Annotated in this window: 22 protein-coding genes; 8 read left to right on the forward strand and 14 right to left on the reverse strand. The window is 58.4% G+C overall.

Annotation, left to right across the window (positions count from 1 at the left end; all coding sequences use genetic code 11):
• Nucleotides 1-64: 64 nt before the first annotated feature.
• Together BOSE62_RS08040 and BOSE62_RS08045 are read right to left on the reverse strand one after the other, a co-directional pair.
• Entirely contained in the window at nucleotides 65-2125 is a 2061-nt protein-coding gene (locus BOSE62_RS08040) for a ribonucleoside-diphosphate reductase subunit alpha (protein WP_159644012.1), read from the reverse strand.
• A 724-nt stretch (nucleotides 2126-2849) separates the two neighbouring features.
• Nucleotides 2850-3737, reverse strand: coding sequence for a DMT family transporter (locus BOSE62_RS08045; RefSeq protein WP_159644014.1), 888 nt, complete (start codon nucleotides 3735-3737; stop codon nucleotides 2850-2852).
• A gap of 257 nt (nucleotides 3738-3994) precedes the next feature.
• On the opposite strand from BOSE62_RS08045, the gene BOSE62_RS08050 reads away from it, so the two are divergent.
• A complete protein-coding gene (locus tag BOSE62_RS08050) occupies nucleotides 3995-5518 on the forward strand; it encodes a fumarate hydratase (RefSeq protein WP_159644016.1) in 1524 nt (507 codons plus the stop codon).
• A 53-nt stretch (nucleotides 5519-5571) separates the two neighbouring features.
• Here BOSE62_RS08050 and BOSE62_RS08055 read toward each other — a convergent pair whose 3' ends face one another.
• Nucleotides 5572-6390 carry an SDR family NAD(P)-dependent oxidoreductase gene (locus BOSE62_RS08055; protein WP_159644018.1) on the reverse strand — a complete coding sequence of 273 codons (819 nt, stop codon included), beginning with the start codon at nucleotides 6388-6390 and terminating at the stop codon, nucleotides 5572-5574.
• Nucleotides 6391-6471: 81 nt separating this feature from the next.
• On the opposite strand from BOSE62_RS08055, the gene BOSE62_RS08060 reads away from it, so the two are divergent.
• The 7 genes from BOSE62_RS08060 (at nucleotide 6472) to BOSE62_RS08090 (ending at nucleotide 15824) form a co-directional block, all read left to right on the forward strand.
• Nucleotides 6472-6741, forward strand: a complete 270-nt coding sequence (locus BOSE62_RS08060) for a hypothetical protein (RefSeq protein ID WP_159644020.1) — start codon at nucleotides 6472-6474, stop codon at nucleotides 6739-6741.
• 169 nt (nucleotides 6742-6910) lie between these two features.
• A complete protein-coding gene (locus tag BOSE62_RS08065; RefSeq protein ID WP_236554163.1) occupies nucleotides 6911-9022 on the forward strand; it encodes a TonB-dependent receptor plug domain-containing protein in 2112 nt (703 codons plus the stop codon).
• 64 nt (nucleotides 9023-9086) lie between these two features.
• Entirely contained in the window at nucleotides 9087-10895 is a 1809-nt protein-coding gene (locus BOSE62_RS08070) for an ABCB family ABC transporter ATP-binding protein/permease (protein ID WP_159644024.1), read from the forward strand.
• Nucleotides 10896-10974: 79 nt separating this feature from the next.
• A complete protein-coding gene (gene recQ / locus BOSE62_RS08075) occupies nucleotides 10975-12753 on the forward strand; it encodes a DNA helicase RecQ (protein WP_159644026.1) in 1779 nt (592 codons plus the stop codon).
• A complete protein-coding gene (locus tag BOSE62_RS08080) occupies nucleotides 12750-13289 on the forward strand; it encodes a TIGR01244 family sulfur transferase (RefSeq protein ID WP_328799769.1) in 540 nt (179 codons plus the stop codon). The genes recQ and BOSE62_RS08080 overlap by 4 nt, the downstream gene beginning before the upstream one ends.
• Before the next feature lie 46 nt (nucleotides 13290-13335).
• On the forward strand, nucleotides 13336-14301 hold the full coding sequence (locus tag BOSE62_RS08085) for a sterol desaturase family protein (protein WP_159644028.1): 966 nt from the start codon (nucleotides 13336-13338) through the stop codon (nucleotides 14299-14301).
• Nucleotides 14235-15824, forward strand: coding sequence for a GMC family oxidoreductase (locus BOSE62_RS08090; RefSeq protein WP_159644030.1), 1590 nt, complete (start codon nucleotides 14235-14237; stop codon nucleotides 15822-15824). Before BOSE62_RS08085 ends, BOSE62_RS08090 begins: the two co-directional genes overlap by 67 nt.
• A gap of 7 nt (nucleotides 15825-15831) precedes the next feature.
• On the opposite strand, the gene BOSE62_RS08095 is transcribed toward BOSE62_RS08090, so the two are convergent.
• The 11 genes from BOSE62_RS08095 to BOSE62_RS08145 all read right to left on the reverse strand — a co-directional run bounded on the left by BOSE62_RS08095 (nucleotide 15832) and on the right by BOSE62_RS08145 (nucleotide 24340).
• Nucleotides 15832-17406, reverse strand: a complete 1575-nt coding sequence (locus tag BOSE62_RS08095; protein WP_159644032.1) for a sodium:solute symporter family transporter — start codon at nucleotides 17404-17406, stop codon at nucleotides 15832-15834.
• 147 nt (nucleotides 17407-17553) lie between these two features.
• Complete coding sequence (locus BOSE62_RS08100) at nucleotides 17554-18864, reverse strand: ammonium transporter (RefSeq protein ID WP_159644034.1); 1311 nt, start codon at nucleotides 18862-18864, stop codon at nucleotides 17554-17556.
• A gap of 16 nt (nucleotides 18865-18880) precedes the next feature.
• Nucleotides 18881-19219: a P-II family nitrogen regulator gene (locus BOSE62_RS08105; protein WP_089134556.1), complete on the reverse strand. Its 339-nt coding sequence runs from the start codon at nucleotides 19217-19219 to the stop codon at nucleotides 18881-18883.
• A 142-nt stretch (nucleotides 19220-19361) separates the two neighbouring features.
• Nucleotides 19362-20192, reverse strand: a complete 831-nt coding sequence (locus BOSE62_RS17560) for a patatin-like phospholipase family protein (RefSeq protein WP_159644036.1) — start codon at nucleotides 20190-20192, stop codon at nucleotides 19362-19364.
• Nucleotides 20189-20401: a putative signal transducing protein gene (locus BOSE62_RS08115; RefSeq protein WP_159644038.1), complete on the reverse strand. Its 213-nt coding sequence runs from the start codon at nucleotides 20399-20401 to the stop codon at nucleotides 20189-20191. Before BOSE62_RS08115 ends, BOSE62_RS17560 begins: the two co-directional genes overlap by 4 nt.
• Nucleotides 20402-20405: 4 nt before the next feature.
• Nucleotides 20406-20963 carry a pyridoxamine 5'-phosphate oxidase family protein gene (locus tag BOSE62_RS08120; RefSeq protein WP_159644040.1) on the reverse strand — a complete coding sequence of 186 codons (558 nt, stop codon included), beginning with the start codon at nucleotides 20961-20963 and terminating at the stop codon, nucleotides 20406-20408.
• A gap of 12 nt (nucleotides 20964-20975) precedes the next feature.
• Nucleotides 20976-21482: a CPBP family glutamic-type intramembrane protease gene (locus BOSE62_RS08125; protein WP_159644042.1), complete on the reverse strand. Its 507-nt coding sequence runs from the start codon at nucleotides 21480-21482 to the stop codon at nucleotides 20976-20978.
• A gap of 5 nt (nucleotides 21483-21487) precedes the next feature.
• A complete protein-coding gene (locus tag BOSE62_RS08130; RefSeq protein WP_159644044.1) occupies nucleotides 21488-22021 on the reverse strand; it encodes a DUF924 family protein in 534 nt (177 codons plus the stop codon).
• Between the two features lie 22 nt (nucleotides 22022-22043).
• Entirely contained in the window at nucleotides 22044-23471 is a 1428-nt protein-coding gene (gene tldD / locus BOSE62_RS08135) for a metalloprotease TldD (protein ID WP_159644046.1), read from the reverse strand.
• Between the two features lie 48 nt (nucleotides 23472-23519).
• Nucleotides 23520-23729, reverse strand: coding sequence for a zinc-finger domain-containing protein (locus BOSE62_RS08140; protein ID WP_159644050.1), 210 nt, complete (start codon nucleotides 23727-23729; stop codon nucleotides 23520-23522).
• Nucleotides 23730-23797: 68 nt separating this feature from the next.
• Nucleotides 23798-24340, reverse strand: coding sequence for a DUF4402 domain-containing protein (locus tag BOSE62_RS08145; protein ID WP_159644052.1), 543 nt, complete (start codon nucleotides 24338-24340; stop codon nucleotides 23798-23800).
• Between the last annotated feature and the right edge of the window lie 221 nt (nucleotides 24341-24561).

Consider the following 24561-nt stretch of genomic DNA (forward strand, 5'->3'; position numbering starts at 1 on the left):
GCCGAAAAAACGGCCCCCTCCCGAAAGGAGCAAAAGGGAGGGGGCAGTGGGAAAACTGCCTAATTTACTGACAGGCCAGACATTCGTCATAGTCGGTCGTGCCGGCGGTGGTCATCAGTTCGACCTTTTTCGGATCGAGCGTATTGTCCGCCTCGACACCGCCGCCAGAGGATTCCGACGCGATCTCGTCGCCACCGGCAAAGCCGGCGCGCTGGATCGATTTCGAGCGCAGATAATAGAGCGACTTGATGCCCAGCTCCCAGGCGCGGAAGTGCAGCATCAGCAGATCCCATTTGTCGACATCGGCCGGGATGAACAGGTTCAGCGACTGCGCCTGATCGATATAGGGTGTGCGGTCGGCAGCCAGTTCGAGCAGCCAGCGCTGGTCGATCTCGAAGCTGGTCTTGTACGCGTCCTTTTCTTCCGGGCTGAGGAAGTCGAGATGCTGGACGCTGCCGCCCTTCTCGAGGATCGAGTTCCAGACATTGTTGCTGTCCTTGCTCTTCTCCTGCAGCAATTTTTGCAGATGCGGGTTCTTGACCACGAAGCTGCCCGAGAGCGTCTTGTGGGTATATATATTCGCCGGGATCGGCTCGATACAGGCCGATGCGCCGCCGCAGATGATGCTGATCGACGCGGTGGGTGCAATCGCCATCTTGCAGGAGAAGCGCTCCATCACACCCTGGTCGGCGGCATCGGGACAAGGGCCGCGTTCCTTGGCCAGCATCATGCTGGCTTCGGAGGCTTTCGCCGAAATATGCTTGAATATCTTGAAATTCCAGGATTTTGCCATGGCGCTTTCAAAACCGAGACCGCGGGCCTGGAGGAAGCTGTGGAAGCCCATCACGCCGAGGCCGACGCTGCGTTCGCGTTCGGCCGAATATCTGGCGCGCGCCATTTCATCGGGTGCGCGGTCGATATAGTCCTGCAGCACATTGTCGAGGAAGCGCATGACATCCTCGATAAAGCCCTTGTCGACCGACCATTCGTCCCAGGTTTCGAGATTGAGCGAGGACAGGCAACACACTGCGGTCCTGTCCTCGCCAAGATGATCGCGACCCGTGGGCAGTGTGATCTCTGAACAAAGATTGGAAGTGGAAACCTTCAGCCCCAGATCACGGTGATGCTTGGGCATCATCCGGTTCACCGTGTCGCTGAAAATGATATAGGGCTCGCCGGTGGCCAGCCGCGTCTCGACCAGCTTCTGGAACAGGCTGCGCGCGTCGACCGTGCCGCGAACCGAACCGTCTTTCGGCGATTTCAGCTCAAATTCCGTACCGTCGCGCACCGCTTCCATGAACTCGTCGGTTAGAAGAACGCCATGGTGCAGGTTCAGAGCTTTTCGATTAAAGTCACCGGAAGGCTTTCTGATTTCAAGAAATTCTTCGATTTCCGGATGATTGACGTCGAGATAGCACGCCGCCGAACCACGGCGCAGCGAACCCTGCGAAATGGCCAGGGTCAGGCTGTCCATCACGCGGACGAACGGAATGATGCCCGATGTTTTGCCGTTGAGGCCGACCGGCTCGCCAATCCCGCGAACGCTGCCCCAATAGGTGCCGATGCCACCGCCGCGCGAGGCGAGCCAGACATTTTCGTTCCAGGTGTTGACGATGCCGCCGAGGCTGTCGTCGACGCTGTTGAGATAGCAGCTGATCGGCAGGCCGCGGCCGGTGCCGCCGTTGGACAGCACGGGTGTTGCCGGCATGAACCATAGCCGCGAAATATAGTCATAGAGCCGCTGCGCATGATCCTGATCATCGGCATAGGCGTCGGCAACGCGGGCGAACAGATCCTGATAGGATTCACCGGGCAGCAAATAGCGGTCGTTGAGCGTTTCCTTGCCGAAGTCGGTCAGCAGATCATCGCGGGATTCGTCCGTCACAATCTTGAAACGGCGCTTTTCGACGCTGTGACTGTCGCGCTCTGCCTTCAGCTCCTTTTCGTCATTGGCCTTTGTTGCGGCCGCTTCTGCAGCCGCCTTTTTGCTGACCTCCGGCTCGGCAGCCGGCTTTGTATTTTCGGTTTTGCTTTCCGGCTTGTCCAGTACTTCCGCGCCCATTTCACTCTCACTCACATCTGTTCCCGACACATTCTCATTGTCGCGGTTGTCTCTAAAATCCATCACAGCCCCCTCAAATCACTCTACGCATTCACCGATCACAACGGGTATCAGCCGTTCGATCACCGAGATTGAATCCGGGCGCCTGTTCCTGTCTTGTTCGACTCATTGCCGAAACATCTACTGTAACATTTTCCAAGCCCCGGCGGGCATATTTTTCTTGCCCGAATCCGGTATTTCTCACTGTACATTTGGCACAAAGGGAGGTGTCCACCGAGTCGGTGTTAACGACGTTCAATACTATCAGTTGGTGTGCCCCCTTGGCCGAACCACAACCTATAGTGGCTGAATCAGAATTTTATGCAAGGGGGTAAATTACATTTTAACGACTCTGTTCGTCGTATAAATGAATCGCTTCGTCGTCGGCCGATTTTGCCCGACAGGCCGCGACGCGTGGACCTTCTAGGCCTGCCGCGATGCGCAAGACCCGAAGCCAATATTTACAAAAAAACTTTCCCACAAATCATCCACAGGGTGTGGTGACACAATTATGACACCATATCTGGTGGGTCATATGTTCGATCTCCATTTCGCCGCGCCAGAATTTTTGACGCCTCGCCATTAACCATATTGGCGGCAATGGGAAATTTTGCGCGAAAGAAAGTCTGCCGAGGAAAGGAATCGCTCTGTCATCAACCGACCGCGATCAAAAGAACGATCCGGATCGATGACCGGCAGCGATGAAACAGGCGTTAGACACGGACCGTTGCCAATGCCTTCCCGAATCTCAACGCTGTTCGCGATCGACGAGCAATGCGGTGGCCGGTTTGGGTCTGAGGGCCACGATCAGCACCCCGCCAATCGCCAGCGCCGCGCCCAGCGCCATGCGCAGATCGAACGCATCATTGGTGATCCAGACGCCCAATCCGATCGTCGCCAGCGGCGTTATCAGCGTGAGTGGCGCCAGAAGATTGGCTTCATATTGGCGGATCAGGGAATAATAAGCGGAGTGCGCACCGACCGAAACGATCAGGGCGGTAAACAGCACGGCGGCAGCGAGAGGCCAGCCGACAGCGATTGCGGCGGACCATTGACCCTGCTCGAACAGCGCCGAGCTCAGGGTCAGGATGATCACCGACACCAGGCCGACCCAGGCCTGAAAGCGGAATGGCGTAACATTGTCTACGCGTTTCATCAGAACCGCCCCGGCGGATCCGGCAAAGGCAGCGGCCGCCACAAACCAAAGGCCCGTCGACAGGGCCAATCCTTCCGGACGCCATATAACCAGCATCACCCCTAGCAGAGTCAGAGCAATGCCGGCTCCCCGCCGCCAGTGAATTCGCTCGCCGAGCATGATAACCGACAGCAGCAGCGTGAACGGAACCCCCAGCTGCAGGATGATGGCAGCCGAAGACGGCGAGGTCGTCTGCAGGCCGATAAACAGCAGCGCAAAATTGCCGCCCCCCATCAGCATGCCGATCAATATGATGCGCCAAGCCGGTCGGGGCATCGGCAGCAGCCAGGGCAGCATCACCAGCGCCACCACTGCAAAGCGCAGCGCCGCATAGAATACAGGCGGAACCGCCCAGTCATCGACGATGATCTTGCTCAAGACATTGTTCGAAGCCCAGATCAGGCATATCAATATGAGAAGCAGGAAATCACGCGCGCGCATAGCTTTGGGGTTCCTTGGTGTACCGATGAAATTTCCCGCTCGATCATCCGTATCGCTTCATCGGCTCGTCCGCAATCACAGCGTGTAACGGCAACCGATTATATATTGCATCATATTGATAGCCGCCTGGCACCGTTCGCCCATGATATCCGGGGTCTATATTCACAAAGCAAAGCATAGCGACAAAAACTTGCCCGGTCCGGTCATATCGGCCTAAAGGCAGTCCAACCGCATTCCGTCGATATTCTGGAGCATTCATGACCACGACCATCAAGACCGCCGATTTGATCGAGAGCGTCGCAGACGCGCTGCAATTCATCTCTTACTATCACCCGATGGATTATATACGGGCACTCGGCAAAGCCTATGAAGCGGAAAAATCGCCAGCTGCCAAGGATGCGATTGCCCAGATCCTGACCAATTCAAAAATGTGCGCCGAAGGCCACCGGCCGATCTGTCAGGATACCGGCATCGTCAATGTCTTCGTCAAATGGGGCATGGATTGCCGGCTGGATGACACATCGCAATCGATGCAGGAAATTGTCGATGAAGGCGTGCGTCGCGCCTATCTCCATCCGGAGAACAAGCTGCGCGCCTCGATCCTGGCCGATCCCGCCTTCACCCGGCGCAACACCAAGGACAACACGCCAAGCGTGCTGCATGTCGAAATGGTGCCCGGCGACAAGGTCTCCGTCGATGTCGCGGCCAAGGGCGGCGGATCGGAGAATAAATCCAAGTTCAAGATGATGAACCCGAGCGACAATATCGTTGACTGGGTGCTGGAAATGATCCCGCAGATGGGCGCCGGCTGGTGCCCGCCCGGGATGCTCGGCATCGGCATTGGCGGAACCGCGGAACGCGCCGTATTGCTGGCCAAGCAGAGCCTGATGGACCCGATCGACATGGGCCAGCTCAAGGAGCGCGGTCCGCGCAACGATATCGAGGAAATGCGGATCGAGATTTTCGACAAGGTCAACGCGCTGGGCATCGGCGCGCAGGGACTGGGCGGACTCTCGACCATCCTCGACGTCAAGATCAATGACTGGCCTTGCCATGCGGCGGGCAAACCGGTTGCGATGATCCCCAATTGCGCCGCCACCCGCCACGCGCATTTCACGCTCGACGGCAGTGGGCCGGCCTATCTCGAAGCGCCGAAGCTCGACGAATGGCCGGACGTCAACTGGACGCCGTCCTCAGAAGCGAAGCGCGTGCACCTCGACCAGCTGGATGCCGCCGAAGTCGCGACCTGGAAACATGGCGACCGGCTGCTGCTCAATGGCAAGATGCTGACCGGCCGCGATGCGGCACACAAGAAGATCAAGGATATGCTGGCAGCCGGCGAAGAGCTGCCAGTCGATTTCAAAGGCCGCGTCATCTATTATGTCGGGCCCGTCGATCCGGTCGGCGAGGAAGTGGTGGGCCCGGCCGGTCCGACCACCGCGACGCGGATGGACAAGTTCACCGACATGATGCTGGAACAGGGCCTGCTGGCGATGGTCGGCAAGGCCGAACGCGGGCTGGACACGGTCGGTTCGATCAAGAAGCACAAGAGCGCCTATCTGATGGCCGTCGGCGGCAGCGCCTATCTGGTGTCCCGCGCCATCAAAGGCTCGAAGGTCGTCGGCTTTGAAGAGCTCGGCATGGAGGCGATCTACGAATTCGAAGTGCAGGACATGCCGGTCACGGTCGCGGTCGATGCCGAAGGCCAGAGCGTGCACCATCTGGCGCCGCTGGTGTGGCAGGAGAAGATCAGGAAAGAAGGTTTGCTCGAAGGCGTCTGACTTCGCGGGATTAGGGAGTCGCCCCCTGCCCAGGCTGGGGCGACCGCCGGCAATCAGTATTTACGCGCCGCCTGCATCCGCTCCACCCACAGCTGGACATCCATCCGGTCATCGCCTTCATGGCGCGGTGCATATTTTTCGAAGGCGCCGTATACCTCGGCCCAGCGTTCTTCCATGCGCACGACATTATAGGGGTGGCTGACCAGATAATATTCGCCCGCCTGCATCTGTTTGAAAATGATCGCGGCAAATTCGTCCGCGTCCATCGCCTCGCCGGCCTGTAGCTCGGACAGTTCCGATTTCACCCAGCCGGGAATGATCAGGCCCAGTTCGATATTGTCCGGAGCCTCGCGCCGCAACACGTCCATCAGGCCGAGCACAGCATGTTTGCTCGAGACATAGGCCCCACCGGTTTTCGGCAGAGCGTTGAACAGGCTGTTCTCCGATCCGGTGGTATAGATTGCCGACGGCAGTCCATCCGCCTTGTAGCGTTTGCCAAAGGCGGCAATGCCATGCCACGCGCCCCAGAAATTGACCTCATACAACGCCCGCGCCTCGACCATGTCCATGTCGAGCACGCGGCTGCGCCCGCCGCTGACTCCTGCATTGTTGACGATAATATCGCCGCGTCCATTCTCCGCCCAGGCAAAATCCGCGAGCGCCTCAACCTGTTCCGGTTTAGTGACATCTCCGACCATATATTTCGCATCGATTCCCGCCGCAGCGAGCGCGGCGACGGCTTCCTGCAAACGATGCTCGCGTGGCTCGAACAGGATGATCCGGGCCCCTGCACCGCCCATCTGCCCGGCCAGCGCCAGTCCGATGCCCGTTGCTCCGCCGGTGATGACCGCTGTCTTGCCTGCAAAGTCCATATGATCCTCCCTCGCCTCTCGACCGGAGACTTGTTTATCTGATCCAATGACAATGACAGCAAAACGACCTATATTGAAGCCATGTATATTTTTATCATCTTCCTGTGCGGCGTTGGCAATTTCGCGATGCACAAGGCCATGCTCGAGAGCAGCCATCCGCTGATGGCCGAAGCGCGTGGAAATTTCCGGAAAATTCTCGGTCCCCACGGCAGCTATTTTCTGGAATTTTTCATGCTCGCCGCAGCCATGATTTTCGCCAATATGGGAATGCTCAGCGCGGTTATTTTCTATTTCGTCTACACGCTCGCCAATTGTGCGGCGGCCTGGGTTCTGTTCTTCCATAAACCATAGAATTTAAATGGTTTATTGCTCCGGACAGTAGAAGCTGTTCATCCGACTACGAATGTAGTTTATCGAAAGCCGGTATCGACTGCAACCAATCGGGCATAGCAGCGCTGCATCGAGAGCGGAGGCCCGGAGGGGGAAACTGGTGCAGGACAGACAATTTTTTTTGACAGCTGTGGCGCTCTCCACGGCAATCTCGTCATTGCTGGCCCCTGTTGCCGCACAAGCCCAGACGCCAGCGCAGACATCGCTTCAGCCCCGCGCGGAAAACGGGCGACAGATCTATGATGCAAGCCAGTTTTCCCGTTTCAATCCGCGGACCGCGCTCGATATGGTCCGTCAGGTGCCCGGCTTTACCATCGACACCGGTGACGATGACGAACGCGGACTTGGCCAGGCCGACGAAAATGTCCTGATCAATGGCGCGCGCATATCCGGCAAGAATAGCGACGCCTTCACCTATCTGGGCCGAATTTCGGCAGCCAATGTCGTGCGCATCGAGATTATTGACGGCGCTACGCTGAGCATTACCGGTCTTTCAGGCCAGGTTCTCAATCTCGTTACCAATATCAGCGAATCCAGCCGGCTCCGCGGTAATTTCAAATGGGAACCGGTGTGGCGCCGTTCGGGCAACGACTGGTTTTCCGGCGAAGCCTCGATCAGCGGCAAGCTGGGTAAGGGCGAATTCTCTCTGTCGGTCGAAAATGATGCGGCGCGCAACGGCGTCGAAGGACCGGAGCAGGTCACCGACCGCTTTGGCAATCTGCTGTTCGAACGCGACGAGGTCGCCCGCTATCGTCAGGACCAGCCGAAGCTAAACGGTTCCTATAGCCTGACCGGCAACAATGGATCGATATTCAATGCCAATGCCGCCTATCAATGGTTTCGGCGCAGAGAGACGGTAGACACCGATCGCAGCCAGATCGGGCAACCCAACATTTCCGAACTATATTCCAGCCGCGAGAACGAGTGGAATGCCGAATTGAGCGCCGACTATGAGTTCGACCTTGGCAGTGGCCGCCTGAAACTGATCGGCTTGCAGCGGTTCGAGCATAGCCCGGTCAACGATTTTTTTGGCCGGACATTTACCGACGGCGTCACGCCCGCCAACGGCAGCCGCTTTGACACGGTGACCGACGAGGGCGAGTCGATCTTGCGCGCCGAATATGGCTGGAAAACGACCGGCGGAACCGACTGGGGCGTCAGTGTCGAAGGCGCCTATAATTTTCTCGACAATCAAGGCAGCCTGGCGGTGCTCGACAACCAGGGCATATTCCAGCCGGTCGCGCTGACCAACGCCAACAGCAAGGTCACCGAATATCGCGGTGAAGTCATTGGCTCCTATGGGCGTCCGCTGACGGAGACGCTCAGGCTGCAGGCGACATTGGGCGGCGAATATAGCAAGATCAGCCAGAGCGGCGCGGCGGGCCAGAGCCGGTCGTTCATTCGCCCGAAGGGGTCCGTATCGCTGGCCTGGCGACCACAGCCGGCTCTCGACATCAGCCTGAAAATTGACCGGTCGGTCGGCCAGCTCAATTTCTTCGACTTCGTCCAGTCGGTCGATGTTTCACAGAATAACGGCAATGCCGGAAATCCCGAACTGGTCCCGCCGCAAAGCTGGCGCGCGGAGCTGGAGGCGACACAAAAACTGGGCCCATGGGGATCGCTGACCGTCAATATTTACGGCGAGAAATTCAGCGATATTGTCGATTCCATCCCGATCACGGCCACCACCGAGGCGCGCGGCAATCTCGACAGCGCGACCAGCTATGGCGTGGAAATGGTGACCAGCATATTGTTCGATCCCATAGGCTGGGACGGCGCCAAGCTCGATTTTGAAGGCGAGCTTCGCAGAAGTTCGCTGCGCGATCCCCTGACAGGCATCCACCGGCGGATCAGTGACGACAAGATATTCACCTATGAAGCCAGTTTGCGTCACGACATTCCCGGCAGCAACTGGGCATGGGGCGCCGGTGTCGAGGATTTCCGCTATTCGGATTTTCTGCGGCTGGACCAGATCACCCGCTTTCGCACGGGCGCGCCCTATAGCTGGATATTTGTCGAGCATAAGAATGTGTTCGGACTGACCGTACAGGCCAATCTCGGCAATCTGTTCGGTCGGTCCGAGAATTTCACCCGCACCGCCTTTGGCGATCTTCTGGGGCAGCCGGGGGGTCTGGACCGCGGATTCATGAGAGGCCGGCGCAACGGACCGGTCGCCTTTGTCGAAGATCGCAGCCGCGAATTCGGCCTGATCTACCGGTTGACGGTCAGCGGCAGCTTCTGACGCACCGCGCTGGTGAATTTATAGCCGGATAGACTTTCGGCGCCGTCGGTCCTACATCCGGCCCATGCCACCCGATTATGCCACCGAGGGTCAGATCGACCCGCCGATGATCCCTACGCTCAAGCGGTTCCTGCCCTATCTCTGGCCCAAGGGCGAGCCGGGGCTGCGGTTGCGTATCATCATCGCCGGCCTGCTGGTGCTGTGCGCCAAGGCCGCCGTTCTGACGATGCCGTTTCTTTATAAAGCGGTTATCGACGGCATGTCGGACGAGGATCTCGGCACCGAGCTGACCGTGCTGCTCGCCCTGGTCGCGGCTTATGGCTTCGCCCGCTTCGGCCAGGTGATGTTCGACAATCTGCGCAATATCGTGTTCGAAAAGGTCGGCCAGCAGGCCGCGCGCCGCCTTGCCACCAATGTCTTCACGCACCTTCACAGCCTGTCGCTGCGCTTCCATCTCGGTCGCCGCACCGGTGAGGTCACCAAGATCATCGAACGCGGGACCAAGAGCATTGATATCATGCTCTATTTCCTGCTGTTCAACATCGCCCCGACGGTCGTCGAGCTGACCGCAGTGCTGATCATTTTCCAGATCAAATTCGGCTTCGAGCTGGTCGCCGCGACCATGGCGATGGTCGCTATTTACATCACCTTCACCCGCAAGGTCACCGACTGGCGCAACGCGCTGCGGGCGAAGATGAACGATATGGATACAAGGGTGATCGGCCGGTCGGTCGATGCCTTGCTGAACTACGAGACGGTCAAATATTTCACCGCCGAACAGCGCGAGGCCGAACGCTATGACAGGGCGATGAAAGACTGGGCTGCGGCTGCGGTCAAATCGGAAAACTCGCTTGGCCTGCTCAATATCGGCCAGTCGATCATCACCAATCTGACGATGATCGGCGCGATGGCGTTCAGCGTCTACGGCTGGCAACAGGGCGATCTGACGGTCGGTGATCTGGTGCTGGTCAACGCCCTGCTGATGCAATTGTTCCGGCCGCTCGATCTGCTCGGCATGGTCTATCGCACCATCCGTCAGGGCCTGGTCGACATGGACGCGATGTTCAAGCTGATCGATACCAAGCAGGAAGTGGTCGACAAGCCGGGCGCAAAGGCGCTGCAGATTTCCGAAGGCACGGTGCGCTTTGAAAATGTCGTGTTCAATTATGATGACGATCGCCAGATCTTGCACGGCCTCGATTTCGAGGTGCCGGCGGACGGGACGCTGGCGATTGTCGGGCCGTCCGGCGCCGGCAAATCGACGATCGCGCGATTGCTCTTCCGCTTCTATGATCCGCAGGCCGGACGGATAGTGATCGACGGTCAGGACATAGCCGAAGTCACCCAGCAGAGCCTGCGCGGCGCAATCGGCATTGTTCCGCAGGATAGCGTGCTGTTCAACGACAGCATCGGCTATAATATCGGCTATGGCCGCGAAGGGGCAACGCAGATCGAGATCGAGGATGCCGCGCGCGGCGCCGCTCTGGATGACTTTATCGCCAAACTGCCGGACAGCTATGACACGCAGGTCGGCGAGCGCGGGCTGAAACTGTCCGGCGGCGAGAAACAGCGCGTCGCGATTGCGCGGACCTTGCTGAAAAACCCGCCGATCCTGATCCTTGACGAAGCCACGTCGGCGCTCGACAGCCGCACCGAGGACGAAATCCAGGCGACGCTTGCCAAGATATCGGAACGGCGGACCACCTTGATCATCGCACACCGGCTATCGACCATCACCCATGCCGACGAGATTATCGTACTCAACGAAGGGCGGATCGCCGAACGCGGCAGCCACCGGCAGTTGCTGGTCAAGCGCGGGCTCTACGCGGACATGTGGAAACGGCAGGCGGAGGACCAGCGAGAACCCGCCTGACCGCCAGCCAAAATACCATTTTCGGTCATTTGCGATTTTGCGGTTTCGCATGGGGGCGTCTCTGGCTAGGGAATGATCCATGACCGAAGCGCTTCTTCCCCTGCTTAAATCGACATTCGGCTACAGCAGCTTTCGCGGTATGCAGGAACCAGTGATGGACCGGGTGATGGCGAAGCGAAACACGCTTGCCGTGATGCCGACCGGCTCGGGAAAATCGCTTTGCTATCAACTTCCAGCCCTCGCCAACAGCGGCACCACCATCGTAATCTCGCCGCTGATCGCGCTGATGCACGACCAGTTGCGCAGCGCCGAGGCGGTCGGGATCCGGGCGGCCACCCTCACCTCCGCCGATGACAATCGCGCCGAGACGATTGCCCGATTAAGGGCGGGCGAGCTGGACCTGCTCTACGCCGCGCCCGAACGCGCGTCCCAGCCCCATTTTCGCGAATTGCTGGAGCAAACCAATATTTCACTCTTCGCCATCGACGAAGCGCATTGCGTATCCGAATGGGGGCATGATTTTCGTCCCGACTACCGGCTGCTCCGTCCGTTGCTCGACCATTTCGGGTCGGTGCCGCGGCTGGCACTCACCGCGACCGCCGACGCCCATACGCGTGACGATATATTGGTGCAGCTGGGCATCGAGCAGGACGGGCTGATCCTTGCCGGTTTCGACCGGCCCAATATCCGCTACAGCATGAGCCCGCGCAGCGGCCTTGCACGGCAAGTCGGCGATCTGGTCGATCGCATCCCGGGACCGGGCATAATCTATGCGCAGACCCGCGCCGCAACTGAGAAAATGGCCAGCCAAATCGCCAGCACCGGACGCAGCGCGCGCGCCTATCACGCCGGTCTGCCGCCGGAAGTCCGCCAGCAGAACCAGCATGATTTTGTCGCTTCGGAAGATATGGTGATGGTCGCCACCATTGCCTTTGGCATGGGTATCGACAAGCCGGATGTGCGCTTTGTCGCGCATGCCGGCCTACCGAAATCGATCGAGGCCTATTATCAGGAAACCGGCCGTGCCGGTCGCGATGGCGATCCGGCCGAGGCCCATATGTTCTGGGGTGCGGAAGATTTTGCCAGAGCGCGGCAGCGGCTGGGCGAAATTGACGAAACCCGGCTGGAGAGCGAACGGACGAGGCTGGCGGCGCTCGGCGGTCTGGTCGAAACGCCGGGTTGCCGGCGCGCCGTGCTGCTCCGCCATTTCGGCGAAAATCCTCCGGAGCAATGTGGCAATTGCGACAATTGCCTGAACGCTCCGAAGACCCGCAATGTCACCGAACTGGCGCGCAAATTCTTGTCCGCCGTCTATCGCACCGGCCAGAGTTTCGGGGTCACCCATCTCGAAGCGGTGCTCACCGGCAGGCAGGATGAGAAAATCCTCTCGCGCGGCCACGACCAACTTTCGGTTTTCGATATTGTCGGAGAAGAGGAAGCTGCGCTGATCAAGCCGGTGTCCCGCTCGCTGCTACTCCGCGATGCTTTGCGCAACACCGAACATGGCGGCCTGATGTTCGGCCCCGAGGCGCGCAAGATACTCAAGGGCGAACAGGAAGTTGCCATTGTCGAGCCGCCCAAGCGTGCCTCACGCAAACGACGCGGGGGCACGGCCTCGCCAAACCCCTTTGGCGATCCTCTGTTCGAAGCACTGCGGGCAAAGCGCATGGAACTGGCCAAGGAACTGGGCGTCCCGCCTTATGTCATCTTCCACGACAGCGTGCTGCGTGATATGACCGGTCTGAAACCGGGCAGCCTGTCGGCACTCGGCGAGCTGCCGGGCATCGGTGCGGCCAAACTGGAGAAACATGGTGAAGCCTTTCTGGCCGTGATCCGTGAAATGACCGAAGCGGCATGAAACGATATATCAACCTGGCCTCCGTTATATTACCTATTGTCCTGGCGGGCCGTAGCGCGGCAACGGCGACCGCCAACGACAGCAATGTTCCGACAGAGGAGACCCAGAAAATGTTCCGCAAGATCAATGACAATCTCAGCGTATCGCCGCAAATCTCGCTGGACGATGTCGCCGCTGCCAAGGCCGAGGGCGTCAGCCTGATCATCAACAACCGCCCCGACGGCGAAGATCCGGCTGCCCCGCAAAGCACCGATATCGAAGCGGCCGCGCGAGATGCCGGCCTGAAATATATCGCGATTCCGATCACGCATAGTGGCTTTTCCGGCCCGCAAGTCGATGCGATGATTGCCGCGCTTGCCGACGGGGACAAGGCCCTCGCCTATTGCCGCTCGGGCACCCGCTCGACTCTGCTATGGGCGCTGGCGCAGGCAAAACAGGGCGTGGCACCGGACGAGATCGCTCGACTCGCAGGCAATGCGGGCTATGATATCACCCCGGTACGCGCAATGGTCGACGCGCTTTCATCCGGCAACTGATCGAGGCATCTGGACAGCCACTAACATTCGTGTCAGTAGCTGGCGGATGGAAAATTTACCATCTCCAACCCTTTGGGCGATTCCCTTTTTCGTCATCACGGTGGCCTTGGAATGGCTATGGAGCCGCAAAAGCAGAACGATCCGCTACGAGACGAAAGATGCGCTTACCTCTCTGGCACTGGGAAGCGGCAGTGTGGTCGCCGGCGTGCTGACCGGCGGTCTGGTTCTGGCTCTGAGTCTATGGGTTTACGAGCACCGGATTTTTGATCTTCAACTGGGCTGGCCGAACATACTCTGGATCGTACCATTGGCCTTCGTGCTCGACGATTTCGCCTATTACTGGTTCCATCGCACGGCTCATCGCGTCCGCTGGTTTTGGGCCTCGCATGTCATACATCACAGCAGCCAGCACTATAATCTTTCCACTGCGCTCCGGCAGACCTGGACCGGTTTTTTTTCGCTCAGCTTCCTCTTCTCGATGCCGCTCTTCTATCTCGGTATTCCACCGGCGCTGGTCTTCTTCCTTTCGGGGCTGAACTTGGTTTATCAATATTGGATCCACACTGAGGCAATCGACCGGATGCCCCGCTGGTTCGAGTCAGTGATGAACACGCCCTCGCACCATCGCGTCCATCATGCGACCAACCCGCGTTATCTCGACCGCAATTATGCCGGGGTGTTCATCATCTGGGACAAGATGTTCGGAACTTTTGAGCCGGAGACCGATGCCGAAAAAATTCAATATGGCATCGTCAAGAACCTCGACAGCTTCAATCTGCTGTGGGCCGCCTTTCATGAATGGATTGGCATCGCAAAGGATTTTTGGAGCGCTCCCTGGCGCTACAAGATCAACTATTTGATAAAACCGCCCGGATGGAGCCATGACGGCTCCAGAGAAAGCAGCGAGACCATAAAGGCACGCTGGGCAGAACAGGAGAGAGTTACATGGCAGAATTTGACTTCATCGTCATCGGGGGCGGTTCGGCAGGGAGTGCAGTCGCAGGACGACTGAGCGAAGACGGCAAACATACGGTCTGCCTGATCGAAGCCGGGGGCCGCAACAATAATTTCCTCGTCAAGACGCCGGGAATGATGCCCTTCCTGTTGAAAAACGCCAACTGGAGATTCGATACAGTCCCGCAAAAAGGGCTCAACGGCCGTACAGGATACCAGCCACGCGGACGCGGCCTTGGCGGATCGAGCGCGATCAATGCGATGATCTATATTCGCGGCAACAAATGGGACTATGACAATTGGGCCGCCATGGGCTGCGATGGCTGGGCCTATGATGATGTTCTCCCCTATTTCAAGCGATCGGAAGGCAATGAACGCGGCGGTGATAAATTTCATGGCGGCGATGGGCCGCTGTCCGTCTCCGACCAGAAATGGCCCAATCCGGGGAGCCTCGCCTTTGTCGAAGCGGCGCGCAATCTACAGCTGCCGATTCTCGATGATTTCAATGGCGAGCGGCAGGAAGGTATGGGCATCTACCAGGTGACCCAGAAAGCCGGCGAACGCTGGTCCGCAGCCCGCGCCTATGTCGAGCCTGCCCGTTCGCGCCCGAACCTGACGATCAGGACCAAGTCGCTGGTAGAAAAGCTGGTTGTCAAGGACGGGCGCGTGACCGGCGTGCAGATCAAGCGCGGGTCCGGCGGCGAAACGATCAATGCACGCGCAGCTGTCGTCCTGTCTGCCGGCGCCTTCGGGTCGCCCCATATATTACAACTGTCCGGCATCGGTCCGGCGGCGCATCTGAAGGACAAGGGTGTGGATGTCGTGCTGGACAAGCCGGAAGTCGGTGAGAATCTGAAGGACCATATCGACTTTGTTTCCGGCTACAAGACCGAGTCAAAAGAGCTGATCGGCGATTCACTCGCCGGCACCGTGCGGATGGCCAAGGCAATTGTGCAGCACCGGGTCAGGCGGACCGGAATCATGACCACGCCTTATGCCGAAGCCGGCGGTTTCTGGAGCAGCGGTCCGGACGTCCCTGCCCCGGATATCCAGTATCACTTCGTACCCGCGATGCTCGAGGATCATGGTCGAGAATCGGTCAAGGGCCACGGCTTCAGCTGCCATGCCTGTGTGCTGCGCCCGCACAGCAAGGGTACGGTCAGGCTGAACGACCAGAACCCCGTTTCTCCGCCGGCCATCGACCCGAACTTCCTCGATGATGACCGCGATATCGCGACGCTACGCAAGGGCGTGCGGCATATGAAGCGGATATTGGAGACCCCGCCGCTGACCGATTTTTCGCCCACCGACCGGCACCCGATAGATATCAACAATGATGCGGCGCTCGACAAGCTGATCCGCGACCGCGCCGACACTGTCTATCATCCCGTCGGCACCTGCCGCATGGGTGGTGATGATGCGGCGGTGGTCGATGCCAGACTGAAATTCCGCGGACTCGAAGGCCTCTATATCGCCGATGCCTCGATCATGCCGGAAATTATCAGTGGCAATACCAACGCTCCGAGCATCATGATCGGTGAGCGGGCGGCGGACTTCATCAAGGCGGATCTGGCCGGCTAGTCGCTGCCTATAATCTCTCGATCAACAGGGAGATCAGGATGATCGAAAAAACGAACAGGGTGAGGCCTGCCGTCGCGAGGAGGATATGAGCCCGCGAGACACCACTGGTGATCCGGCGGGAAGGACCGCCGGCAAGCGGCATTTTCCGAGACGCCAGTGACAGCGCGATGGCAACCGAGAGAGTCACCAGAAGGCCGATCAGATTCCACCACATCCAGAACAGGCCGGGCTGGCACTGCCAGAAGTAAAGATTCAGCGACAGGCCGGTCAGAAACCCGATATTGCTGCTCAAAACGGTTCTGCGCTTCCACAGGATCGCGATCAGGAACACGCCCAGAACCGGTCCGTAAAGCGCCGAGCCAACCTTGTTGATCGCCTCGATAACCGTGGCGGAAATATCGCCCGAATAGATGGAGAAACAAAGAATCACCCCGCCCCAGAGCAGCGCCAGCAAGCGGGCGAAGCGGACCTCCCGGCGTGGATCAGCGATCCGCAGGCCGTAGCCTTTCAGTTCTTCGATGGTCACCGCCGACAGCGAATTGACCGCCGAACTCAGCGTCGACATCGCCGCCGACATGATTGCCACCAGCAACAGGCCGATGACACCATGAGGGAGAAATTCGAGGATGAAAAAGGGCATCAGATAGTCCGGACGATCATCCGGAATGAGCGAGAGAAAGGCGCTGTCGCCCGTGGCAATCACACCGACCGCCAGGCCGGTAATGCAATAGAGCAGCGTGACGGGAAAGCGCAGCAGGGCGTTGGCCGTGAGTAACTTGCGGATATCCCCGAGGCTTTTGGCCGACAGCGACCGCTGGGCCTGGGTCTGGTCGCAGGCATAATATGACACATAGAGCACAAATCCGCCGAAAAGCATCGGCAATAGGGCAAATTCGTCGGTCACCAGCCCCGCATAGGTCCAGTCGACCACCCGCAACCGTTCCGGATCGATGCTCGCCCAGAATAGATCAAAACCGCCGATAATCGATATCGCATAGGCCAGACAGACCAGCAGGCCCAGAACGATCAGCACCATCTGGATCGCATCGGCATAGACCACCGCCCGGATGCCGCCGAGAAAGGAATAGACGATGGTTATGATACTGATCGCCAGGATCGACTGGAGGAATGGGACGCCCAGCACCGCCTCGATGATGATTCCGGTCGTATAGACCATGATACCGGTACCAAAGGCGCGCACGATCTGGAACGAAACGCTGATCAGGAAACGCGTCGAACGGCCGATCCGCTGTTCCAGAAAGTCGAAGATGCTGATCACACCCGAGCGGTAGAGCGGCGGCATGATCACGAACATCACCAGCAGCATTGCCAGCGGCAGCGCGAATTCGAAGGTCAGCCATTTCAGCCCGCCGCCTTCCCGCAACCCGACAAAGGCCGGTGCCGAAATGAAGCTGATCGCCGACAACTGGGTGGCCATCGCCGACAGACCGAGTGGAAACCAGCCGATCCCCTTGTTGCCGAGGAAATAATCGCCCTCGTCATTCTGTTTGCTGAGGACCATCCCGAATATCAGCATCGCCGCGAGATAGCCGATGACCACGATATAATCGAAACTGTTCATATATTCAGTTCAAAACCTGTGGAGATCAAATCCGGATAAAAAAAGGCCGGGATGCTCTCACATCTCCGGCCTGAAGTTGTTTGTTCGCAGGAGGAACAAGGTGAGGCGCCGACCCGAATTGGGAGGAGAAGGCCGGCGCCAAACAGGTTAGCCCTTGGCAAATTCCGGGTAGGCTTCGACGCCCACTTCGGCGATATCCATTCCGAGCATTTCCTGCTCTTCGGTCGGACGGACACCAAGGGTGAATTTCAGAGCAAACCAGATGATCGAGCTGGTGATCAGCACGAAGACACCGGTTGCGACCACACCGGTCAGCTGCGCGACAAACGGCACTTCGGTGTTGGTAAGCGGAACGATCAGCGTGCCCCAGATACCGGCCAGAAGGTGAACCGGAATGGCGCCGACAACATCGTCGATCTTGAGCTTGTCGAGCATCGGAACAGCGAACACTACGATCGCGCCGCCGATACCGCCAATGAACAAGGCTGCAGGAACGGACGGTGTCAGCGGTTCTGCCGTGATCGAGACAAGCCCGGCCAGCGCACCATTGAGTGCCATCGTGACATCGATCTTCTTATAGATGAGCTGCGTCAGGATGATCGCGACTACCACACCGCCAGCTGCGGCCATGTTGGTGTTGACGAAGATCTTGGAAACGTCGCTGACATCACCGATCGTGCCCATGGCAAGCTGCGATGCGCCGTTGAAGCCGAACCAGCCAAGCCACAGGATGAACGTACCCAGGGTAGCAAGCGGAATGCTTGAACCAGGCATGACCGTGATCTTGCCATCGACATAGCGACCCAGACGGGGGCCGATGATCAAGGCGCCGGCGAGAGCAGCCCAGCCACCGGTCGAGTGGACCAGCGTGGAACCGGCAAAGTCACTGAAGCCCATGGCGTCGAGCCAGCCAGCGCCCCATTCCCAGCTCACGATGACCGGATAAATGAAACCGGTGAGCACGAAAACGAAGATGAAGAACGGAATGACTTTCACGCGCTCCGCTACGGTACCGGAAACGATCGACGCCGTGGTTGCGCAGAAAACCATCTGGAAGAACCAGTCTGACGCTACCGAATAGCCGGTGTCGACATCCGCTTCACCCACGCCCTGCATGGCGTAAGGGAAATCGGCGATACCGAAATAGCCGCCTTCGAAGCCCGGATAGGCAATCGAATAGCCGATGAACCAGAACATGATACCGGCAATCGAATAAAGGCCGATATTTTTCAGACATTGCATCGAAACATTTTTGGAACGCACGAGGCCGGCTTCGAGCATCGCGAACCCGGCGGCCATCCACATGACAAGGAACCCGCCAAGAAGGAACAACAGGGTATTGAAGATATAGGCTGTGTTGGCACTGGGGTCGGCCACTTCAGCCGCCTCCTGTGCCAGCGCGGGCGCGGCCGCAGCCATCACCGCCAGCCCTGCGGAAATTGTTAGAAATTTTCTCATTGTCATAATTCCCCGATTAAATTGCTGTGTCGCCGGTTTCGCCGGTGCGAATACGCACCGCGTCTTCCAGACCGATTGTGAAAATCTTGCCGTCGCCGATCGACTCCGTACCGGCGGCAGATTGAATGGCCTCAACCGCCTGCGCTGCGACAGCGCTGCTGCACGCCACCTCGATTTTCAGCTTCGGAACCATGTTGGTGGTATATTCCGCACCGCGATAGACTTCCGTCTGGCCCTTTTGCCGACCGAAGCCCTTGACTTCGGTTACGGTCATGCCGGTCACACCGACACCGGTCAGCGCTTCGCGAACATCGTCAAGCTTGAACGGTTTGATTATGGCTATGATAAATTTCATTACGCCCCCTATTGTTGTTACCGGGGGTTACCTCGCAAAGCTCGTGCCAGAATCGGAAGTCTTTGGATTCAGGGGATTTTCACAAAATCGCGCCTCTTAAGAAAGAGTAAATTTTGTGCAATGCAGCACGAGTGCATAAATTTTAGGCAGCACGCTCCGCCATTTTCGCGATTATTTGCGGTATGACTTTCTCGGTCTCGCGGCGGCCAATATCGATCAGTTCTTCGGCCCGGGTAAAGTTCTGGATGTCGATATGACCGACAGGCGGCGACATTGCGAAATCGGGGGGATCGAGCGCCAGCGAATAGCGGCTGAGGTTGCGCAAGGACAGCCCGACCGACGCCTTGACGATCGCCAGGCTGTTTGGTTCCTTGTTGCCCTGCTCTGCAATTCCCGCGGCAATCGAACGGTTGAGGAAATCATCCTGCAGATTGACCGAAAGGCATAGCGCCTCCGGCGCCAGAGCCCGCACCGGCGATACCGGAACCGGCAGAGCCGCCCCTCCGTCAACGAGCAGGCGTCCTTCGTGCTGCACCGGTTTGAAAATGCCGGGCAAGGACATGGATGCACGGATTGCCGGCACCAGCTTGCCGGATTTCATCACGATCGTGTCGCCGGTACGCAGGTCTGCAGCAACCGCCGCGACCGGAAAGGGCAAATCTTCGAAGCAGAGCTGACCGAATTCGGTTTCCAGTTCTTTCTCGATATTGCGCGCGCCCATGACCGCTCCGCGCTTGAAATGCGGGTCCATGAAGCGCAACATGTTCCGGAAGTTGACGTTACGCGCCATGTCTTCGAGATAGTCGAGCTTCCCGACCGCATAGCTCGCTCCGGTGATCGCTCCGATGGACGTGCCCGCAATCGCAGCAATTTCCAGCGGACTATCATCGATCGCCCGCAATACACCGATATGGGTCCAACCCAGCCCCGCGCCGCCGCCCAGAGCAAGGGACAATTTGCCGGCGCCGCTCATAGCGAAACATCCTCCGCCAATATCGCCTTGGCTTCCGCCAGATCCTCGGCCAGCACCATTACCCGCGCCGGCAAGGCAATGCCTGCACCTTCGGCAATATTGACATTGCTGTCGAAACAGACCGCGCCAATTCCGGCGGATTCCAGCCGCCCGCGGATGATCTCCGCTTCGATGCCGTGCATATGACGGGACAGTTCGACCAGACTCATTGATCTACTGCTCGCCAAAATAGCGGTCGGAAGCCCGCGTTGGCAGGCCGTCGATGCTTCTGACCCGGCCTGCGGTCTTGGTCACCCAGGCATCCGGATCGGCCTGGCGGTGATATTTGACCAAGGTCTCGCGCTCGGCCTGCATCTCCATCCGCGGCACGCCCCAGCCGCAACTGGTCTGGATATTGTCCACCTTGATGTCGAATATCTGGCGAGTGCCGGGCAGGAGATCGAAATGCGCGGCCAGTCCGTTCCAGCCTTCATCCTGCGGCAGCACCGGCTTGCCCGTGCCATAAAGCCGCATGATCAGCGCGGGATTGGCAAAATTGTTGAACATGATGGTGATCCGGCCATCGGCGACGAGATGGGCGTGGGTCTCGTTGCCCGACCCACCAAGGTCGAGATAGGCAACGCGGTCAGGGCCGAGCACGCGAAAGGCATCATAGCCCTTGGGCGAAAGATTGATCCGGCCGTCCGCCGCCGCAGTGGCAACGAAGAACATCGGCTGCTTTGCGATGAACGCCGCATGATCTTCATTCAGTGCATCGAAAAATTCCGCCATGCCTCACCCTTCTCAGTAAAATGGGCCGCCGAACAGCAGCTTCCAGACCAACACCAGCAACCAGTGGATCACGATCACAGGCCAAAGGGACTGCGATACAATCCGGATATGGGTCAATACTATGCCGAGGATGAACGTAGCAAATAGAAACGAAGGTTGCAGGAAAATCGCCGACCATGGGGGGCCGAAGGTCAGAGCCTGAAACGGATGCCAGAGCATGAACAGAAAGGCCGCAAGCCAGCTACCCCAGCGCTGCGAAAAGGTTGCGAGCCAGGACAAGAGCACGCCGCGAAAGATCAGCTCTTCGACCAGCGCGGGGATGATAAACAGAATGAGAGCGGCCATCAGGCCCGAAGGCATGTCGAGCGCCGGCGCTAGGCGAAGCCAGCCACCGAGAAACCCGGCCAGTGCGATAATCGCTGCCGTCGGAACGGCAATCGTGAAAGCGGCTTTCCAGCGACCGGCATCGGGCCAGACGGTCAAAGCACGCCAGGTCTGCCTGACCGCGGCAATCAGCATCGGCGTTACCAGCTCGCCCCAGCATCGACCGCCGCTTGTTCTCCGGCGCGGAACTGGCGTCCGAGAATTTTGTTGCGATGCGGGAAGCGTCCGAATTTCGCAATCACGTCCCGATGCTCGTTGGCATATTTCTGCTGCTTGCCCAATTTGGTGAAAAGGGTCACAGACCGGTTCTGTAACTGGAGATCCTCGGCATGCATGAACGGCATATACAGGAACGGCCGCCGATCCTCCGGCAATTGCTGATCCAGTTCCATATCCACTGCTTGTTCAGCGATCTGCTGCGCCAGATGGTCGGTTGCATAGGCGTCGGCACTATCGCGGAACATGTTGCGCGGGAACTGGTCAAACAGGATGACGGCAGCCAGAGCGTTCTCCGGAGAGGACAGGAAATCGTCCGCTGTCTTCGATTTCAGCTCTTCCCAGAGTTCGAGAAACCGCTCCTCGGTCTGCTCGTCCGTGGCATCGCTCCTGGTCCACCAGTCCTCTGGGTCCAGCTCGTCAAACCAGAAGGATAATATGTCAGCAGGCCAGTTCATGGGAACGCAATCGATCCTTTCGTCAAGCCGTGCCACCGACGGTCAGGGCGTCTACCAGCAAGGTCGGCTGGCCAACACCGGCGGGGACGGACTGGCCGCCCTTGCCACACATGCCGATGCCTTCGTCGAGCGCCATGTCATTGCCAATACCGGAAACCTTGGTCAGCACGGTCGGCCCATCGCCAATCAGCGTTGCGCCCTTGATAGGAGCGCCCAGCTTGCCGTTTTCAATCTTGTACGCCTCGGTACAGGAGAAGACGAACTTGCCGGAGACAATATCCACCTGCCCGCCGCCGAAGCTTTTCGCATAAATGCCGTTCTTGACCCGGCTCATCAATTCGTCGGGATCATCCTTGCCGCCCCGCATGAACGTATTGGTCATCCGCGGCATCGGCGCATGGGCGTAGCTTTCCCGGCGGCCGTTCCCGGTCGCCGGCACGCCCATCAGGCGGGCGTTCAGCCGGTCCTGCATATAGCATTTCAATATGCCATCCTCGATCAGGACATTTTCCTGTGTCGGCGTGCCTTCGTCATCAATGCTCAGCGAGCCGCGCCGCTCCTTGATCGAACCGTCATCGACCACGGTGACGCCCGGTGCCGCCACGCGCTCGCCAATCTTGCCGGAAAAGGCACTGGTGCCCTTGCGGTTGAAGTCGCCTTCAAGGCCATGGCCGATGGCTTCGTGCAATATGATGCCGGGCCAGCCGGGGCCGAGCAAAACGGTCTGTTCACCCGCTGGCGCGTCCACGCTCTCGAGATTGACCAGAGCCTGCGCCAGAGCCTCATCGACTGCACGGTTCCAGCGCGCTTCCTCGAACAAATCGTCGTAAAGATAGCGTCCGCCCATGCCGAAGCTGCCGCTTTCGCGCCGGCCGTTCTGTTCCGCTACGATCGAAACATTGAGCCGTACCAGAGGCCGAACATCGGTGGCGACAAAGCCATCAGGACGAACAATTTCGACGACACTCCAGCTGCCGGACAGGCCAACGGAAACCTGCGAGACGCGGGGATCGCGCGCGCGGGCAGCGGTATCAATCTGCTGGCAAAGCGCAACTTTCTTGGCGAAGGGTATCGCCTCCAGCGGATTCGCCTCGCCATAGAGATGCCGGTTACTGCCGCGCGGCGGCGGGGCTTTCTGCCCCTTGGCCGGATCGAGCAATTGCAGGGTCTGGGCTGCGCGTTTTATCGCCGCTTCGCTGGTGTCGTTACTGTAGGAAAAACCCGTCATCTCGCCGGATACCCCGCGCAGGCCGAACCCGCTATCGGTACTGTAGTCCGCGGTCTTCAGACGGCCGTCGTCAAAACCGAAGCTCTCCATAGCGCTATATTGCAGATAGAGTTCACCATCGTCGCATGCAGACAGACTCTCGGCAACGAGCGTCTTGGCACGCTCCGGGTCAAGGCCGTCGGGACGATAAAGAAATGAGCGGGGATCGAGCTTTTCTGTCATCCCGTATATATAGAAATATATTGAGGAGCTTACACCCCCTATGTCGGATTAATCTTTGGCGAGTGCCGGGGAGATGTCAGCGGGGCCGCCGATCAGAACGAATCGCCGGTCGCAATAGCCGCATTCGACATAGCCCTTTTCGTCAATTTCCAGCCAGACGCGGGGGTGGCCCAAGGCAGCGCCGCCCGGGATATCGGTGGCTCCGTCGCAGGATACGCGTTTTTTCGAGGTTTTGACGATTTCGGGAGTTTCAATCATGGCGGTGAATTAGCAACAGATTTGCGGGCGCGCAATATTTTCTCACGCCCGTCTGCAATGATACAATATCATTGATAATCGACAGTCATGATGAAGGACCCGCGATAGGCCCCCGTCTGCTGATTGCCATTCACGCGCAACCGCCCGCCGACCGTCAGATTATAAATGCCGAGTGTCCCCAGCAGACCGCGAACGAACGTGCTGAAATTCCGGTTTCCGTTGCCGATCGCAAGCTGGTCCACCCGCATCTGGTCCGTGCCGTTCGTATGGGTTACCATCAAGGACCCGGGGATCGATATTTCGACGATCTGGTTCGGCCCGCCATAGATTATGAAATTGGCCGGACCGGTCACGCCACCGGCCAGCGTCGCATCACCCGTAGTCGATACATTGCCGTTGCGGGTATCGACGGTGACGGTGCCATTTCCGGTTCCGGATATGATATTGCCATATCGCAGATCCTGGGTCTTCACCACGGATAGCGGACCTATGGTCACCGCCCGGGCATCGGTATTGCTAGCCTGGGCAAAGGCGGCCGGCGAACCTGTCAGAATGACAAGCACGACGAAAAGGCCACCAATCAGGCGTGGTAAGATTTGTTCTCTGGTCATCACAAAATCTGTCCTATATCGGTTGTTAACTCTCTTATATCGATAGGTGTAACTTTATCTTTATCCGCATGGTTAAATTCATCGTAACCTTTTAAGATAACGACGTATAATATTGATATTATTTGATAATATTATTCATTCTGCCGCCAACAAGTTCACCCAATATCCTGTTGACCGGCCGCATTTTCTTTCTCCCATATTGTTTACGGGCTAGCCGGAAG

Source organism: Sphingorhabdus sp. 109 (assembly GCF_902506555.1).
In the GTDB taxonomy this organism is placed as follows: Bacteria; Pseudomonadota; Alphaproteobacteria; order Sphingomonadales; family Sphingomonadaceae; genus Parasphingorhabdus.